Origin of the sequence: Streptomyces chartreusis NRRL 3882 (assembly GCF_900236475.1) — a bacterium.
Lineage (GTDB): Bacteria > Actinomycetota > Actinomycetes > Streptomycetales > Streptomycetaceae > Streptomyces > Streptomyces chartreusis_D.
Genome location: NZ_LT963352.1, coordinates 4,352,338 through 4,368,167, shown reverse-complemented (window position 1 = coordinate 4,368,167; position 15,830 = coordinate 4,352,338). Strand labels below are relative to the sequence as shown.

At 72.9% G+C, this 15,830-nt stretch carries 13 protein-coding genes; 6 read left to right on the top strand and 7 right to left on the bottom strand.

Annotation, left to right across the window (positions count from 1 at the left end; translation table 11 throughout):
* Window positions 1-50: 50 nt before the first annotated feature.
* A complete protein-coding gene (locus tag SCNRRL3882_RS19560; RefSeq protein WP_010032358.1) occupies window positions 51-2,102 on the bottom strand; it encodes an RICIN domain-containing protein in 2,052 nt (683 codons plus the stop codon).
* A gap of 322 nt (window positions 2,103-2,424) precedes the next feature.
* Between SCNRRL3882_RS19560 and SCNRRL3882_RS19555 the strand changes: the two genes are divergently transcribed.
* Window positions 2,425-3,417 carry a LacI family DNA-binding transcriptional regulator gene (locus SCNRRL3882_RS19555; protein ID WP_010032357.1) on the top strand — a complete coding sequence of 331 codons (993 nt, stop codon included), beginning with the start codon at window positions 2,425-2,427 and terminating at the stop codon, window positions 3,415-3,417.
* Between the two features lie 27 nt (window positions 3,418-3,444).
* Here the strand turns inward: SCNRRL3882_RS19555 and SCNRRL3882_RS19550 are convergent, their stop codons facing one another.
* The 3 genes from SCNRRL3882_RS19550 to SCNRRL3882_RS19540 all read right to left on the bottom strand — a co-directional run bounded on the left by SCNRRL3882_RS19550 (window position 3,445) and on the right by SCNRRL3882_RS19540 (window position 6,268).
* Window positions 3,445-4,185 (bottom strand): class I SAM-dependent methyltransferase, encoded by a 741-nt coding sequence (locus SCNRRL3882_RS19550; RefSeq protein ID WP_010032356.1) that lies wholly within the window; start codon window positions 4,183-4,185, stop codon window positions 3,445-3,447.
* Window positions 4,186-4,334: 149 nt separating this feature from the next.
* Window positions 4,335-5,012, bottom strand: a complete 678-nt coding sequence (locus SCNRRL3882_RS19545; RefSeq protein ID WP_010032354.1) for a response regulator — start codon at window positions 5,010-5,012, stop codon at window positions 4,335-4,337.
* Window positions 5,009-6,268, bottom strand: a complete 1,260-nt coding sequence (locus SCNRRL3882_RS19540) for a sensor histidine kinase (protein WP_010032352.1) — start codon at window positions 6,266-6,268, stop codon at window positions 5,009-5,011. Before SCNRRL3882_RS19540 ends, SCNRRL3882_RS19545 begins: the two co-directional genes overlap by 4 nt.
* A 180-nt stretch (window positions 6,269-6,448) precedes the next feature.
* Here SCNRRL3882_RS19540 and SCNRRL3882_RS19535 point away from each other — a divergent pair, with 180 nt between their 5' ends.
* Window positions 6,449-7,765 (top strand): glycosyltransferase 87 family protein, encoded by a 1,317-nt coding sequence (locus SCNRRL3882_RS19535; RefSeq protein ID WP_010032351.1) that lies wholly within the window; start codon window positions 6,449-6,451, stop codon window positions 7,763-7,765.
* A 23-nt stretch (window positions 7,766-7,788) separates the two neighbouring features.
* The gene (locus SCNRRL3882_RS19530; RefSeq protein WP_010032349.1) at window positions 7,789-8,925 is read left to right on the top strand and encodes a glycosyltransferase family 4 protein; all 1,137 of its coding nucleotides are present in this window, start codon (window positions 7,789-7,791) and stop codon (window positions 8,923-8,925) included.
* 95 nt (window positions 8,926-9,020) lie between these two features.
* On the opposite strand, the gene SCNRRL3882_RS42435 is transcribed toward SCNRRL3882_RS19530, so the two are convergent.
* The 3 genes from SCNRRL3882_RS42435 to SCNRRL3882_RS19515 all read right to left on the bottom strand — a co-directional run bounded on the left by SCNRRL3882_RS42435 (window position 9,021) and on the right by SCNRRL3882_RS19515 (window position 11,228).
* Entirely contained in the window at window positions 9,021-9,161 is a 141-nt protein-coding gene (locus SCNRRL3882_RS42435) for a hypothetical protein (protein ID WP_324604430.1), read from the bottom strand.
* Between the two features lie 272 nt (window positions 9,162-9,433).
* On the bottom strand, window positions 9,434-10,867 hold the full coding sequence (locus SCNRRL3882_RS19520) for a DEAD/DEAH box helicase (RefSeq protein WP_010032347.1): 1,434 nt from the start codon (window positions 10,865-10,867) through the stop codon (window positions 9,434-9,436).
* Between the two features lie 157 nt (window positions 10,868-11,024).
* Window positions 11,025-11,228 carry a cold-shock protein gene (locus SCNRRL3882_RS19515; protein ID WP_010032345.1) on the bottom strand — a complete coding sequence of 68 codons (204 nt, stop codon included), beginning with the start codon at window positions 11,226-11,228 and terminating at the stop codon, window positions 11,025-11,027.
* A 349-nt stretch (window positions 11,229-11,577) separates the two neighbouring features.
* Here SCNRRL3882_RS19515 and SCNRRL3882_RS19510 point away from each other — a divergent pair, with 349 nt between their 5' ends.
* The 3 genes from SCNRRL3882_RS19510 (at window position 11,578) to SCNRRL3882_RS19500 (ending at window position 15,825) form a co-directional block, all read left to right on the top strand.
* A complete protein-coding gene (locus SCNRRL3882_RS19510; protein ID WP_029180646.1) occupies window positions 11,578-13,791 on the top strand; it encodes an MMPL family transporter in 2,214 nt (737 codons plus the stop codon).
* Window positions 13,792-13,900: 109 nt separating this feature from the next.
* Window positions 13,901-15,148 carry a sensor histidine kinase gene (locus SCNRRL3882_RS19505; protein ID WP_010032343.1) on the top strand — a complete coding sequence of 416 codons (1,248 nt, stop codon included), beginning with the start codon at window positions 13,901-13,903 and terminating at the stop codon, window positions 15,146-15,148.
* Window positions 15,145-15,825 carry a response regulator transcription factor gene (locus SCNRRL3882_RS19500; protein ID WP_010032342.1) on the top strand — a complete coding sequence of 227 codons (681 nt, stop codon included), beginning with the start codon at window positions 15,145-15,147 and terminating at the stop codon, window positions 15,823-15,825. Before SCNRRL3882_RS19505 ends, SCNRRL3882_RS19500 begins: the two co-directional genes overlap by 4 nt.
* The last annotated feature ends 5 nt before the right edge of the window (window positions 15,826-15,830 follow it).

Here is a 15,830-nt window from a genome sequence, read left to right as displayed (position 1 = left end):
GGGGTGCGGCAGGCCGGGGGCGTCGTGGCAGGCGCGTGCGGGGCGAAGCGTCAGCTGCCCGTCACGTCCGTGACCTTCCAGCGCTGGTTGGAACCGGAGTTGGGCTGCCAGAGGCCGACCGAGGCGCCGTCGTTCGTGGACTGGCCCGCGACGTCCGGGAGCTGGCCGGTGGCGGCGTTGACGAGGGTCCAGGTGCCGTCGCCGGTCGTGGACATGATCCACTCGGTGGCCTTGTCGCGGCGGCCCTCGTCCGGCTCGGCGACCAGGGCGCCGTCGCGGACGGCCAGGCGCTTGTTCGTGGCGGTCTCGGTGAACACGTACCGCTTGCGGTTGTCCGTGCCGCGGATCTGCTCCACCCGCCACTGCTGGCCGCTCGGGTCGGAGGTGTCGGCGTTCTTGATGACCAGGCCCGTGCCGTTGCCGGCGATGGTGAGGTCCTTGCCGCTCTGGACGCCGGTCAGCCGGTAGGTGTGGCCCTTCCGCAGCTCGGCCGCGTCCTTGGCGACACCGGACACGCCCTTGACGAGGAAGGACGTCACCGACTGGGCGGGCACGGTGACCGTGGCCTGCTTGCCGGAGACCCGGACCGCCTTCTGCTTCTCCAGCTTGCCGTCGGCGCTGGTCACCACCGGGGTGACGGTGGCGTGGGAGGAGACCCGGCCGAACTTCGACAGGTCGAGGGTGACCTCGCGGGACTCGGTGGCGCTGTTGACGTGGACGACGGTCGCCGCGTCGCCCTTGCGGGAGATCGCCGCGGTGCTGGACGTGTCGTTGGTCTTGATCAGCCGGTCGCCGGGCTTGATGAAGTGCGTGAAGTTGCGGGCCGTGTCGAACTTGGTGTTGGTGTGGACGGGGCAGGTTTCGAGGGTGTCCTTGGAGGTGCAGCTGAACGGGAGCTGGATCTCGCCCCAGTTGCCGCCCTTCGCGGACTCCCCGCCCGGCTTCATGTTGTCGTAGTCCTCGACCGGCTGCCAGAACACCCAGGCCTTGGGCTCCAGTTCGCGCAGGTCGTCGACGATGCGCTGGGCGAGGCCGAGGCCGGGCCGCATGTCCGTGAAGCTCTGGCCGTCGCCCCAGTCGCCCTCGACCTCGCTCATCCACAGCGGCTTGTCGGCGGCCTTGGCGAGGTCGCGGACGGTGGTGCGCTGGCCGGTGCCGTAGGTGTGGACGTTCATCTGCCCCACCAGGTCCCGCACGTCCTGGGGGTAGGAGTTCCAGTTGGTGGCGAACGTTCCGGGGTTCGTCTCGTCCATCGCGGATATCTCCGCGTCCGACTTGGACTTCTTCAGCACCGGGGCGAGCGCGCGCAGCACCTTCTGCTGGAGCTCGGGGCCCATGTGGGCGCCCTCCTGGCGACCGCCGGTCGGCTCGCCGTCCGGGCCGAGCTTGGTGCCCCAGTAGTTGGTGTTCGGCTCGTTGAACGGGTCGAGCGTGTCGACCTTGATGCCGTGCGCCTTCTCCAGTCGCTCGGTCGCGCCCACCAGGTACTTGGCGAAGTCCTCCACGGACTCCGGCTTCAGCTGGTCCTTGCCCGCGTCGAAGTTCCCGGAGACGTAGCCGCTCTCGGTCATGAACCAGGGCGGGGAGTTGCTGAAGGTCTCCCAGTGGGTGATGTCCTTCTTGATGCGGTCGACCCACCAGCGCTGCGTCTTGTCGGCGTGTCTGTTCCAGTCGGCCGGGTCCTCCGCGTCCCACCAGTCGACGTCCTCGCGGGTGGTGCCCGCGGGGGCCTTCCACCAGCCCTCGACCGCGCCGCCGGCCCGCAGGTAGTCCTTGACGTCCGGGGCGTTGCCGCCGCCGATGTTGTAGCGGGCGATGTTCAGGGCGAGGCCCTCGTCGCCGAAGAGGAGCTTGTAGAGCTTCTCGCGTATCGCGGGCGGGTAGTCGCCGGTGGCGTTGGCGAACCACACCAGGCTCGTGCCCCAGCCCTCGAACTTCTCCCCCGAGTAGGAGGGGTCGGGGCGGACGGTGACGCCGGCCGCCTGCGCGGTGGGTTCGGCGTGCGCGGCGGGCAGGGTGGTGGTGGCCAGGATGGTTCCGGTCGCCACGGCGGTGACGCCGATGGCCCCGAGGAGCCTTCTCTTGCGGGTGCGGTGTGCCATCTCGAGTACTCCAACTCTTCTGCGTCCGCGCGTCCCGGCGGACGCAGAGATCGGGGCCTACGTGGTGCGACTGGTGCGAGTTCAGCGCCGTTCGGTGCCTTCTCGTACGATTTCGACTAGGCAATGTTTACGTAAACATCCACTGGCGGGATGTCTACACTGTCCGAATCTCAGGGGTCAAGGAGTCGTTCCGGACCGAAAATTGCGCCGCCTGCGCGGCGAGGGGGGCGAGGGGCAGGTGGGCACAGTGGGCGGTGAGAGAGAACCCGAGGGCACGGGCCGTACGAGAAGGCGTCCGGCCCGTCCGCGCCAGGGCGCCTCCATGGCCGACGTCGCGCAGCTCGCCGGTGTCTCCTCCCAGACGGTCTCCCGCGTCTCCAACGGCTTCCCGGGCGTCACCGAGGACACCCGCCGCCAGGTCCTGGCCGCGATGCGGGAGCTGGGCTACCGCCCCAACAGCGCCGCGCGGGCCCTCAAGCGCGGCGAGTTCCGCACCCTCGGCGTGATCACCTTCTCCCTCTCCACGATGGGCAACATCCGCACCCTGGAGGCCATCGCCACCTCCGCGGCCCAGCACGGCTACGCCGTCACGCTGCTGCCCGTCGCCGTCCCCACCCAGGACGAGGTGAACGGCGCCTTCTCCCGCCTGGGCGAGCTCGCAGTGGACGCCGTCATCGTCATCATGGAGATCCACCTGCTGGACGCGGCGACGGTCTCCCTCCCGCCCGGTGTGCAGGTCGTGGTGGCCGACTCGGACGCGGGCGACCGCTACACCGTGGTCGACACCGACCAGGCGGGCGGCGCGCGGGACGCCGTACGGCACCTCCTGGACCTCGGCCACGAGACGGTGTGGCACCTGGCCGGCCCGGAGGGCTCCTTCGCCGCCCAGCGCCGTGCCAACGCCTGGCGCGACACGCTGACCGCGGCCGGCCGGGTCCCGCCGCCCCTGGTCCGGGGCGACTGGTCGGCCGAGTCCGGCTACCGGGCCGGGCTCCGGCTGGCCGGCGAGCCGGACTGCACGGCGGTGTTCGCGGCCAACGACCAGATGGCCCTGGGCCTGCTCCGGGCCCTGCACGAACGCGGGCTGCGCGTCCCCGGCGACATCAGCGTCATCGGCTTCGACGACATCCCCGAGTCCGCGTCCTTCCTCCCGCCCCTGACGACCATCCACCAGGACTTCGCCGAGGTGGGGCGGCTGTGCGTGGAGGGCGTCCTGAGCAAGATGCGGCAGGACGGGGAGGAGCACGGGACGACGCTCGTGCCGACGCGGTTGGTGCGGCGGGAGAGCACGGGGGCGCCGGGGCGAGACCGATGAGTCCCTCCCGTCCCGGCGCGGCGGAACCTACGGTTTGTGGGTCACCCAGAGCAGTTCCGCCGGCCAGCGGTGTGCCCAGTCCGGTGGGTCGGTTTCGTTGTAGCCGTTGGGTGTGCCGAGGTCGGGCCGCGGCTCGATGAGGTCGTCGATGATGAGACCCGCGCCGCGCAGGACCTTGACCCAGTCGCCGTAGGTGAGCTGATAGCTGGTCGCGCCGTCGTCTTCGGCGATGCTGTTCAGCCCGAAGTAGTCCTTCTGCAGCGTCGTGGTCACGCGGCTGGCGGCTTCGTCGTAGCAGACTTCGAACCATGGGCTGGCGACGTTGAACACCAGGCGCCCGCCTCGGGTCAAGACGCGTGCGGCCTGCGGGACGGCCAGGTGCGGGGGCGCCCAGCTGAGCCCACCGAAGTCGCAGAACACCAGGTCGAAGCTGTCGGCGGCGAAGGGGAGTTGTTCGGCGGCGCCTTGCACCAGCGGGTAGCGGGCCGCTCCCATCGCGTCGGCCGCCGCGGCGAGTTGGGCTTCGGACAGGTCGAGTCCGACCACGGTGGCGCCCTCGGCGGCGAGCGCCCTTGACCACTGGCCGGCGCCGCAGCCGAGTTCGAGGACGCGTTTGCCGGTGACGTCGCCCAGGGCGTGCAGGTGCGCGTCGGGGATGGAGTACATGCCCCACAGCCGGGGTGTGGCGCCGATTTGCGGGTCGTGCTCGTGCTGGTAGGCGCTGCTGATCTGGTTCCAGAGCCGCCGGTTGGCGGGGATGCTGTCCACGTGCCGACTCCAGCAGTGCCTGCCGGGGGCGGTCAACACGATCGGGCACTGGCCGGCCCTCGCGGTCAGGGCGACCGTGTCCGCGTCGTCCAGCCACAGCCCGGCGTGCCGGTCCCCGAGCCCGTTGAGTGGCCGGCCTCGTTGCGACCTCAGCCGCCCTCCCCCGGCGTCACCAGACCCGCCTCGTACGCCACGATCACCGCCTGGGCCCGGTCGCGGAGGTCCAGCTTGGTGAACAGGCGGTTGATGTGGGTCTTGACCGTGTGGTCGGTGATGGTCAGGCGTTCGGCGATGTCCTTGTTGGAGAGGCCCTGGGCGATGAGGAGGAGGACCTCCACCTCGCGGGCGGTGAGGCGGTCGAGGAGGGACTTGGGGGCCGTGACGGGGCGGCGGGGGGCGAACTCGGCGATCAGGCGGCGGGTGATGCCGGGGGCCAGCATGGCGTCGCCGGCGGCCACCACCCGTACCGCGTGCAGGAGTTCGGGGAAGGTCGCGTCCTTCAGGAGGAAGCCGCTGGCCCCGGCCGCCAGCGCGTCGAAGACGTACTGGTCGAGGTCGAACGTGGTGAGCATCAGCGCCTTGGTGGCACCGTCGGTCTCCCGGAGGATCGTGCGCGCGGCCTGGATGCCGTCAAGCTCGGGCATCCTGATGTCCAGCAGCGCCACGTCCGGCCGGTGGGCCAGCGCGAGGGCGACGGCCTGTTCGCCGTCCTCCGCCTCGCCCACGACGTCGATGTCGTCCTGGGTGGACAGCAGGTTCACGAACCCCGTGCGTACCACCGCCTGGTCGTCGGCCACGATCGCCCGGATCGGTTCCCCCGCCGTCACTCGTACACACCCTCCGCGAAGCTCTTCGCGACCGCCCGCACCGGGAGTTCCGCCTCGATCAGGAAACCACCCCCGGGACCGGCGGCCCCGCAGGTCAGACGTCCGCCGAGTAGGCTCGCACGCTCCCGCATTCCGCTCAACCCGTGCCCGCCGGAGGAGTGTTGGGGGCCTCGGGGTCCCGCACCGGGCCCTGGGCCGGGGCCGTCGTCGGTGATGCGCAGCCGGACTTCGTCCTCCTCGTAGGTGAGGCGGACGTCGACCGCGGCGCCCGGTGCATGGCGGCGGGCGTTGGTCAGGGCCTCCTGGACGATGCGGTAGACCGTGAGTTCGAGGGAGGGCGGGAGCGCCGCGGGGCGGGTGCCCGCCGTGTGCAGGATCACCTCTCCGCCGCCCGACCGGTGGGCTTCCAGCAGCGCCCCCAGGGAGTCGAGCGTCGGTTGCGGTACGACCGGGGCCGCCTCCTCGGCTCCGGCCTCGTCCGCGCGGAGCACGCTCAGCAGCCGGCGCAGTTCGGTCAGTGCCGACCGGGCCGACGAGGCGATCTGCTGGAAGCCGTCGCGGGCGGGCGGGGACAGGTCGGGTGTGGTGTACGTGGCGCTCTCCGCCTGGACGGCGATCACGGACACCGAGTGCGCCACGATGTCGTGCAACTCCCGTGCTATGGCAGCTCGTTCCTGTGCCGCCGCATGCCTGCGCTCCATGGCGATCAGTTCCCGCTGGGCCGCCTCGCGCGCCTGCCGGGACTCCTCCCGGCTGCGGGTGGCGTCCGCGACACCGACCGTCGCCACCACGCCCACGGCCAGGACGAACGACTCCGTGAAGTACGACAGCGAGCCGTCGGCGCCGACGGCGGGCGCCCGGCCGCCGAGGTCGTACACGCCCGTCGCCACATGGCCCAGGTTGACCAGCACCGAGCCGGTGATCGCGGCCGCGCTGAGCAGTGCGGGGTGCAGGACCCGGTGGCGGGCGAGCGTGTAGAGGCCCATGACTCCCGCCACCGCCACCGTCATCAGCAGCTCCGGGCGGAAGAGGAAGTTCAGCAGCGCCGCCGGCACCACCAGGCATCCGATGCGGGGTTCACGTCGCCGCCACAGCAGGGGGAGCACCACGAAGGGCAGGGTGGCCAGGACCGTCGTCGAGCTGATGCGGGAGTGCAGGACCTCGGCCGCGGCGAGGAGGACCAGCAGGACGCCGCTGACGTACGGGTAGCGGGGCGACCGCGGCCATGCGGTGGGGCGCAGGGACGACTGACGCATGCCCACATTGTCGGCCGGAGGTGTCCGGCCCGCGTCACCGTACGGGTTGATCCGGGTGCCGGACGAGTACCACGGGTTGACACCGAGGATCGGTGCCCGGTGTGACGCCTCGCGTCCGCCCCTTGCGAAGACTTGCCGGAAAAGACGGAAGGCCGGCCGGCGGTGGACAGGGGGAGCGGGATGCAGGGGCGTTCGCGAGGGCTGCTGCCGCTGGTCGGCTCGCTGGTGCCGGGTGGTTCGGCGGCGGCCGTGCGTACCGCCGCGCCGGTGGGCCTCCCCGGCCCCTTTCGCGTCCCGGTCTCCCTTCCGCCGTCCCGGCGGAGCACCGGCCGCCGATGGGAGACCCTGTGCTGGGCGGCCTGCGCCGTCTTCGCACTGCTGCTGTGTCTGCGTACGACGATCGCCCCGCACCAGGTGTGGGGCGCCTGTGCCACCGCCGGCTACGGTCTCGGCGCGCTCGTCGCCCGTCTCTCCGCGCGGCCCTGGGGCCTGGCGAGCGCGGCGGTGGCCGCCGTCGGGTCCGTGCTGGTGCCGCTGGTGTTCCTGGTCGCGGACGGGGCACGGCAGTTGGAGGTCACGGTCGTCGAGCGGTCCGGCGGGCTGCTGCTGGACTCCGGCACACCGTACGTCCCGGACCCGGCCCGACTGCGGGACTACAACCCGTACCTGCCCGGCATGGCCCTCTTCGGGCTGCCCCGGGCCGTCCTCGGCGACGTCCCGCTCGCGGACGCCCGGCTGTGGTTCGGGCTGGTGTCACTCGGGGCCATGGGGCTGGCCGCCGCGCTGGGCAGGGGGGCACAGCCGTCCCGGCACCGCACCGCCCGCCCCCTCCTCCGGCTCGCCGCCACCCCCGCCGTCGCCCTCCCGCTCGCCGTCGGCGGTGTCGATCTGCCGGTCATCGCCCTGATGTGTCTCGCGCTCGCCCTCGCCGGCCGCGGCGGCCCGGTCGCCGCCGGGCTCGCGCTCGGCGCCGCCGCGTCGCTGAAGTGGACGGCCTGGCCGCTGCTGCCCGTCGGTCTCGCCCTGCTCGCGGTGACCGCCGGGGGGCGGGCCGCCGTGCGGGCCGGTGTCACGGCCGTCACCCTCGCCGTGCTCGCCGTGCTGCCGGTCGCGCTCGCCGACCCCCGGGCGTTCACCGAGCACGTGCTGCTCTTCCCGCTCGGCGAGGGAGGCACCGGATCCCCGGCGACCAGCCCGCTGCCCGGGCATCTGCTGGCGACGTACGTGCCGGGGGGCTTCGCCCTCGCCGTGGCGGCGCTGGCGCTGAGCGCGGTCGCGGTGGCCGGGTCCCTCGTGACGCGTCCGCCGCGCACCACCGTCGCCGCCGCCGACCGGCTCGCGCTGGGCCTCGGGATCGCGATGTGCCTGATCCCCGCCACCCGCTTCGGATACGTCGTCTACCCGCTGGTGCTGCTCGGCTGGTTCCGGCTCGGGCCGGCCGGTGGCGTCCCGTGGGCCGGGTCACCGAGGCGCACCGCAACCACCTGCTCACCCTGAAGCCGCTGGAGGACTGACCGACCATGCCGCGCACGCTCGTCGTCACCAACGACTTCCCGCCCCGGCAGGGCGGCATCGAGACCTTCGTCCACGCCATGACGGTCCGCTTCCCGCCCGACCGGGTCGCCGTCTACACCTCCAGCACGCCGGGCGACCGGGCCTACGACGCCCGGCTGCCGTTCCCCGTCGTGCGGGACCGCAGCCACATGCTGCTGCCGACCAGGCGGGTCACCGCCCGGGCGGTGGAGCTGGCCCGCCGGTTCGACTGCGACAGCGTCTGGTTCGGGGCCGCGGCCCCGCTCGGGCTGATGGCGGGCGAGCTGCGGCGCCGTACGGAGGTGCGGCGGCTGGTCGCCACGACGCACGGGCACGAGGTGTGGTGGGCGCGCACGCCGGGTGCCCGCGCGCTGCTGCGCCGCGTCGGCGCCGGGGTGGACAGCGTCACGTACCTCGGCTCGTACACCCGGGCCCGGATCGCCGCCGCCGTCGGACCGGAGGCGGCGGCACGGATGCGGCGGCTGGCGCCCGGCGTGGACGCCGAGGTCTTCCGGGGCTCCGCGGCAGCGGCGGCCCGGGTGCGGGAGCGGTACGGCCTGGGCGACAGTCCGGTCGTGCTGTGCGCGGCGCGGCTCGTCCCGCGCAAGGGACAGGACGCGCTGATACGAGCGTTGCCCCTGGTGCGCCGTAGTGTGCCCGACGCGGTGCTGCTGCTGGTCGGGGACGGGCCGCACGCCCGGGCCCTGCGCCGGCTGGCGGCCGAGCGGGGGCCGGCCGGCGCGGTGGTCTTCGCGGGCGGGCACCCGCACGAGGAGATGCCCGGGTTCTACGCCGCCGCCCAGGTGTTCGCGATGCCGTGCCGGACTCGCAGGGCGGGCATGGAGGTCGAGGGCCTCGGCATCGTGTTCCTGGAGGCGGCCGCGGCCGGACTGCCGGTCGTCGTCGGCGACTCGGGCGGCGCGCCGGACACCGTACGGGACGGGGAGACCGGCTTCGTGGTCGACGGCCGTGACGTGGAGGCGCTCGCCGACCGGCTGACGCTGTTGCTGGACGAGACGGAGCCGGCCCGGGACATGGGCCGCAAGGGCCGTGCCTGGGTGCGCGGGGAATGGGGGTGGGACCGGACCCACGGGCACCTGACGTCCCTGCTCGGGGTGGGCTGAGGCGGGCCCCCAGGCCCGTCGTGCCAGCGCCGCTCGACGACGTCGATCATCCGCAGCGCGCGCGTGACGGTCTCCGCGAAGGACGGCCACCGGACCTACGACCCCGCCACCGGCACCTGGCCGAAGGCCTCGACCATCCCGTGGACGAAGGCGAGTTGGTACCGGTCGCGGACGGCCTCGGCGCCCCGCAGGGCGTGGCGGTGCACGGCGACGAACTCTTCACCGTGAACGCTCACCGCCGGCTCTGGTCGGTCTCCCTGACGACCGGCGGCACCCGCGTCGAGGCCGAAGACCTGGCGGCACCCCGCCGGGGGCCGCGGCCCGCCCGGCCCCCGCCCTCTTCGCGCACGGCCTCCCCGGCGTGGCACCCCGGTTCGCGGGTCTCACCGCCGCACCGGACGGCTCCCTGCTCCTGTCGTCCAACGGGGAGGGGACGGTGGTGCGGCTGGCTCCGGCGCGGCCCGGCACGTGACGCGGACCGCGCGCGGCCTCCACTTCGGGGAGCGGGTCAGCGGCGGCGGCCCCGGGAGGGCCTGCCGCGCCGGGTGCGCGGGGCGGAACCCGTGCGCGCGGGGCCGCTCTCGGAGGGCGGCGGGGCGAGGACCACGGGCACGCCCGAGGGCGCCTGGGCGCCGGTGATACGGCTCAGTTCGGCCTCGCCCGAGCGGACCCGGGTGACGCGCGGGGTGATGCCGGCGTCGGCCATCAGGCGGGCCGTCTCGCGGCGCTGGTGGGGCAGGACCAGCGTGACGACGGTGCCCGACTCGCCGGCCCGGGCGGTCCGGCCGCCCCGGTGCAGATAGTCCTTGTGGTCGGCGGGCGGGTCCACGTTGACGACGAGGTCGAGGTTGTCGACGTGGATGCCGCGGGCGGCGACGTTGGTGGCCACCAGGACCGTGACCTCGCCGTCCTTGAACCGGGCCAGCGTCCGGGTGCGCTGGGACTGGGACTTCCCGCCGTGCAGGGCCGAGGCGCGCACCCCCACGGCCAGCAGCTTCTTGGCCAGCCGGTCGGCGGCGTGCTTGGTGTCCAGGAACATGATCACGCGCCCGTCGCGGGCGGCGATCTCCGTCGTGGTGGCGTGCTTGTCGTCGTCCTCCACGTGCAGCAGGTGGTGCTCCATGGTGGTGACCGCACCGGCGGACGGGTCGACCGAGTGCACGACGGGGTCGTGCAGGTAGGTGCGGACCAGACGGTCGACGTTGCGGTCCAGCGTGGCCGAGAACAGCAGCCGCTGGCCCCCGGGGCGCACCTGGTCGAGCAGGGCGGTCACCTGCGGCATGAAGCCCATGTCGGTCATCTGGTCGGCCTCGTCCAGGACCGTGACGGTGACGCGGTCCAGCCGGCAGTCGCCGCGGTCTATGAGGTCCTTGAGCCGGCCGGGGGTGGCGACGACGACCTCGGCGCCGCCGCGCAGCGCGCTCGCCTGGCGGCCGATCGACATACCGCCGACCACCGTGGTGAGCCGCAGGCGCAACGCCTGGGCGTAGGGGGTGAGGGCGTCGGTGACCTGCTGCGCCAGTTCCCTGGTGGGGACGAGGACGAGGGCCACCGGCTGCCGGGGCTCGGCCCGTTGCCCGTCGATGCGGGCCAGCACGGCGAGGCCGAAGGCGAGCGTCTTGCCCGACCCCGTGCGCCCGCGGCCCAGCACGTCCCGGCCCGCCAGGGAGTTCGGCAGCGTCGCCGCCTGGATCGGGAACGGCACGGTCACGCCCTCGGCGCGCAGCGCGGTCAACAGCCGCTCGGGCAGGCCCAGTCCGGCGAAGTCCTCGACGGCGGGCAGCGCCGGGGTGAGGGTGGCCGGCAGCGCGAACTCCCCGCCGGGCGCGGTACGGCGCCGGGGGCCGCCGCGGCCCGCGCCCGCCGTACGGGCGGAGGCGCCTCGGCCCGCGGCCTTACGGGAGTGGGGCGAGCCGTTGTTCTTGCGAGCGGTGCGATCCAAGGGGATCCTTCCTCGATGCGGCACACGTATCGGGGAATTCCCGGCGGCCGGGACGGGCCGCACCAGGATTCGCAACACTGAGCCGGGTGTGGGATGAAAACGAGGCTGGGGCCCGCACCTCACGGTGCGGGCCCCGGTCACGTCGGACGCGTCAGCGTCAGGCGGGCACGATGTTCTCGGCCTGCGGGCCCTTCTGGCCCTGCGTGACGTCGAAGGTAACCTTCTGGCCTTCCTGAAGCTCGCGGAAGCCGGAGGTGGCGATGTTCGAGTAGTGGGCGAACACGTCGGGACCGCCGCCCTCCTGCTCGATGAAGCCGAAGCCCTTTTCCGCGTTGAACCACTTCACAGTGCCAGATGCCATGCTGAATCTCCCTTAGGGGGACAAACCCGAGACCCGCACTTTACGGACTCGGAGTCGCTGAAATGATCACCCTCGGAGAGATCCGAAAATCCTCGGAAACTAAAAAGAGTGCTCGTCGACGAAGGTCGATAGAGCACTCGAAGTCTCTGGGAACCAAAACTGCAACAACAACGACGGTAGCACAGGCCGCGCCGGATGGCCCGGGAATCTCGTACCCCAGGTGGAGCGCGGGTCCGCTCGTACTGCGTTCTCAGTAGTCCGGATTGTCGGCAGCCGCACGACGACGGGACGGGCCGCCGGCGGAGAGCCTTGGCAGACGATCGACACCCAGATGTGGAGACCTCCTGCCGTGGCTACTTTCCTGTATCGAGTGGGCCGACTGGCCTTCCGGCGACGTTGGTACGTCGCCCTGGTCTGGGCGGCCGTCCTGGCCGCCGTCGGGCTCGGTGCCCTCAAGGCGCCGGGGGCCGCCGACGAGGGCTTCTCGATGCCCGGCATCGAGTCCCAGAAGGCGTTCGACCTGATGGAACAGCGTTTCCCCGGGGCCACGGCCGACAGCGCGACCGCCCGGGTCGTGTTCATCGCGCCCGGCGGCGAGAAGGTGACCGCCGCCGAGAACAAGCAGGCCATCGAGAAGGCCGTGACCGGCCTCGGCGACGGCACGCAGGTCGCGAGCGCCGTCGACCCGTTCCGGGCGAGGACGATCAGCAAGGACGGCTCGACCGCCTTCGCGACCGTCACCTACAGGGTCGGGGCCAACGACCTCACCGACGCCAGCCGGACCCATCTGGAGCGCGCCATCGAGCAGGCCCGGGACTCCGGGCTGACCGTCGAGGCGGGCGGCAGCGCGCTGGCCGACAACGCCGGGCCGGGCGGCACGGCCGAGGTGATCGGTGTCGCCATCGCCGCCGTCGTGCTGCTCATCACCTTCGGCTCCCTGGCCGCCGCCGGGCTGCCCCTGCTGACCGCCGTCATCGGCGTCGGCGTCAGCATGGCCACGATCCTCACCCTGTCCCAGGCCCTCGGCCTGTCCACCACCACCGGCACCCTGGCGATGATGCTGGGCCTCGCCGTCGGCATCGACTACGCCCTGTTCGTCGTCTCCCGCTACCGGGAGGAGCGCGCCAAGGGCCGTGCGCCGCAGGAGGCCGCCGGACTCGCCGCCGGCACGGCCGGGTCCGCGGTCGTGTTCGCCGGGCTCACCGTCGTCATCGCGCTGGCCGGACTCGCCGTGGTCGGCATCCCGATGCTCACCAAGATGGGCCTCGCCGCCGCGGGCGCGGTCGTCGTCGCCGTGCTGGTCGCGCTGACGCTCGTCCCGGCCTTCCTCGGCTTCTGGCCGAACGCCGTGCTCACCCGGCGGGCCCGCAAGAGCGGCCGGATCGAGGTCAGCGGCGACACCAACGGCGGCAGCCGCTGGGCCCGGTTCGTGCTGCGCCGCCCCGTCCCCGTCCTGCTCCTCGGCGTCGTCGGCCTCGGCGCCCTCGCCCTGCCCGCGGCCGACCTCCAGCTGGGCATGCCCGGGGACGAGGCCAAGCCGGTCTCCACCACCGAACGCCGCGCCTACGACGCGCTCGCCGCGGGCTTCGGGCCGGGCTTCAACGGGCCGCTGACCGTCGTCGTGGACGGCAGGGGCGCCGCCGACGCCAAGGGCGCCGCGGACGAGATCGCCCAGCGGATCGGCGCCACGAAGGGCGTCGTGTCCGTCTCCCCGGCCCGCTTCAACGACGCCGGTGACACCGCCGTCTTCTCCGTCGTGCCGTCCACCGCACCGACCGACGAGAAGACCAAGGACCTGGTGACGACCATCCGCGACGAGCGGCCCGGCATCGAGTCCGCCACCGGCGCGAGCTACGAGGTCACCGGCAGCACCGCGATGAACATCGACATCGCCCAGAAGGTGCAGGCCGCGCTGGTCCCGTACCTGATCGTGGTCGTCGGGCTGGCGATCGTGCTGCTGCTGGTGGTCTTCCGGTCCCTGCTCGTCCCGCTCAAGGCGGCCCTCGGCTTCCTGCTGTCGGTGCTGGCCTCCCTCGGCGCGGTCGTGGTCGTGTTCCAGCAGGGCCACGGCGCGGAACTCCTCGGCGTGGAGCAGACCGGCCCGATCATGAGCCTGATGCCGATCTTCCTGGTGGGCATCGTCTTCGGCCTCGCGATGGACTACGAGGTGTTCCTCGTCTCGCGGATGCGGGAGGCGTACGTCCACGGCGAGTCGCCCGCGCAGGCGGTCACGTCGGGCTTCCGGCACAGTGCCCGGGTGGTCGTGGCCGCGGCCCTGATCATGATCGCGGTCTTCGCCGGGTTCATCGGCGAGAGCGACTCCATGATCAAGATGATCGGGTTCGGACTCGCCTCCGCCGTCCTGTTCGACGCCTTCGTCGTCCGGATGGCCATCGTGCCCGCGGTGCTCGCCCTGCTCGGCCACCGGGCGTGGTGGCTGCCGAAGTGGCTGGACCGGGCGCTGCCCCGGGTCGACGTGGAGGGCGAGGCGCTCGCCCGCCGGCCGGAGACGGAGGAACCGGCGGCGGACACCGCACGCGACCTGGAACCGGCGCGCACCTGACACACCGCCACCAGGGCCGCCCGTGGCGAAGGACACGGGCGGCCACTCGGGCGTTCCCGCCCGACGTCGACCACCATGGTCCCCAGCCCACCCCCCCCCGGAGAGCCCGATGAGTACCAGTCTGGAGCGGCGTTACGCGGACCGCCTGGAGAAGTTCTCGGCACGCCACGCCTTCCTCGTCGATCTGGCCATGGTCCTGGCACTGATGGGCTGCGCGACGCTCGGTGGTTCCCTCACCCTGCCCAGCGCCGATCCGCCGGACCAGGACAAGACCGCCACCGTGCTCATGGGAGTCTCCTGCCTCGTCCTGCTCAAGCACCGCACCCACCCGCGCACCGCCGTCGTCGTGGCCGGGAGCTGCACGGTGGCCGCGGTCGCGCTGGGCTATCTGGTCACCCCGCTGCTGCTGGCCCCGGTCATGGCGGCACTCTTCTGGCTGGCCGTGCTCACCGACCGGAAGTCCACCCGCAGCTACGGCCTCACCACCCTGCTCGCGGTGACGCTCGCGGCCGTGTTCTCCGACTCCATGGACCACGTCTCGCTGCTGCTCAGGATGATCGGCCCGATCTTCTGGCTGATGCTGCCCCTGGCCGCCGGCAAGATGACCCAGCTGCGCCGCGCCTACGTCCGCTCGGTGCAGGCCCGGGCCGAACACGCCGAGCGCACCCGCGAGGAGGAGGCCCGGCAGCGGGTCACCGAGGAACGGATGCGCATCGCCCGGGAGCTCCACGACGTCGTCGCCCACCACATGGCCCTGGCCAACGCCCAGGCCGGCACGGCCGCGCACCTCGCCCTCACCAACCCCGAGCAGACCCGGAAGATCCTCACCGACCTGACCGGCACCACGTCCTCCGCGCTGCGGGAGCTGAAGACCGCCCTGGGCCTGCTGCGCCAGAACGACCACGAGGACGACACCGGCCCCGGCTCCGCGGCGCTGGAACCGGCCCCCGGCCTGGCCCGGCTGCCCGAGCTGGTCTCGGCGTGCGCGTCGGCGGGACTGGAGGTCACCGTCACCACGGAGGGGGAGCCGCAGCCGCTCTCACCCGGCGTCGACCTGACCGCCTTCCGGATCGTGCAGGAGGCGCTCACCAACGTCACCAAGCACGCCACCGCCGAGGCCGCCCGCGTACGCCTCGCCTACACCGGCTCCCGCCTGCTGATCACGGTCACCAACGACGGCACCGGCAAGCCGGAGGCCTCCCAGGGCCGCGGCTTCGGCGTCATGGGCATGCGCGAACGCGCCCACTCCATCGGCGGCGAACTGTGCGCCGGGCCCCGCCCCCAGGGCGGCTTCGAGGTCACCACCGCGCTGCCGCTGCACCCCTCCACCCACCCCGCGGAAGGAACCACGCCTTGACCATCAGGGTGCTGCTCGCCGACGACCAGGCCCTGCTGCGGGCCACCTTCCGGATCCTCATCGACTCCTGCGCGGACATGGAGGTGGTCGCCGAGGCCTCCGACGGCGCGGAGGCGGTGGAGCTGACCCGTGCCCACCACCCCGACATCGTCCTCATGGACATCCGCATGCCCGGCACCGACGGCCTCACCGCCACCGCCACGCTCTGCGCCGACCCGGACCTGTCCGCCACCCGCGTCCTCATCCTGACCACCTTCGAGACCGAGGACTACGTCGCCCAGGCGCTGCGGGCCGGTGCCAGCGGCTTCCTCGGCAAGGACGTCACCGCCGACACCCTGCTGGCCGGGCTGCGCACGGTGGCCTCCGGCGAGGCGCTGCTCTCTCCCGTCGCCACCCGTTCCCTCATCACCCGCTTCCTCATGGCCCCCGCCCCCGACGCCCACCTCGCACCACCGGAGCGCCTCGCCGACCTCACGGTCCGCGAGCGCGAGGTGATGGCCCTGGCGGCGGAGGGCAGGTCCAACACCGAGATCGCCGAGGACCTCACGCTCAGCCCGCTGACCGTGCGCACGCACATCCACCGGGCCATGACCAAGCTGAACGCCCGCGACCGTGCGCAACTGGTCGTCATCGCCTACCAGACGGGCCTCGTACGGGCGGCTCCGCCGACGGCGTGACGCCC

What these genes read in the sequence shown, in the direction of transcription:
- SCNRRL3882_RS19530 (WP_010032349.1), top strand. Translation starts at nt 7,789, where the DNA reads ATGCCGCGCACGCTCGTCGTCACCAACGACTTCCCGCCCCGGCAGGGC.
- SCNRRL3882_RS19560 (WP_010032358.1), bottom strand. Translation starts at nt 2,102, where the DNA reads ATGGCACACCGCACCCGCAAGAGAAGGCTCCTCGGGGCCATCGGCGTC.
- SCNRRL3882_RS19505 (WP_010032343.1), top strand. Translation starts at nt 13,901, where the DNA reads ATGAGTACCAGTCTGGAGCGGCGTTACGCGGACCGCCTGGAGAAGTTC.
- SCNRRL3882_RS19535 (WP_010032351.1), top strand. Translation starts at nt 6,449, where the DNA reads ATGCAGGGGCGTTCGCGAGGGCTGCTGCCGCTGGTCGGCTCGCTGGTG.
- SCNRRL3882_RS19540 (WP_010032352.1), bottom strand. Translation starts at nt 6,268, where the DNA reads ATGCGTCAGTCGTCCCTGCGCCCCACCGCATGGCCGCGGTCGCCCCGC.
- SCNRRL3882_RS19515 (WP_010032345.1), bottom strand. Translation starts at nt 11,228, where the DNA reads ATGGCATCTGGCACTGTGAAGTGGTTCAACGCGGAAAAGGGCTTCGGC.
- SCNRRL3882_RS19555 (WP_010032357.1), top strand. Translation starts at nt 2,425, where the DNA reads ATGGCCGACGTCGCGCAGCTCGCCGGTGTCTCCTCCCAGACGGTCTCC.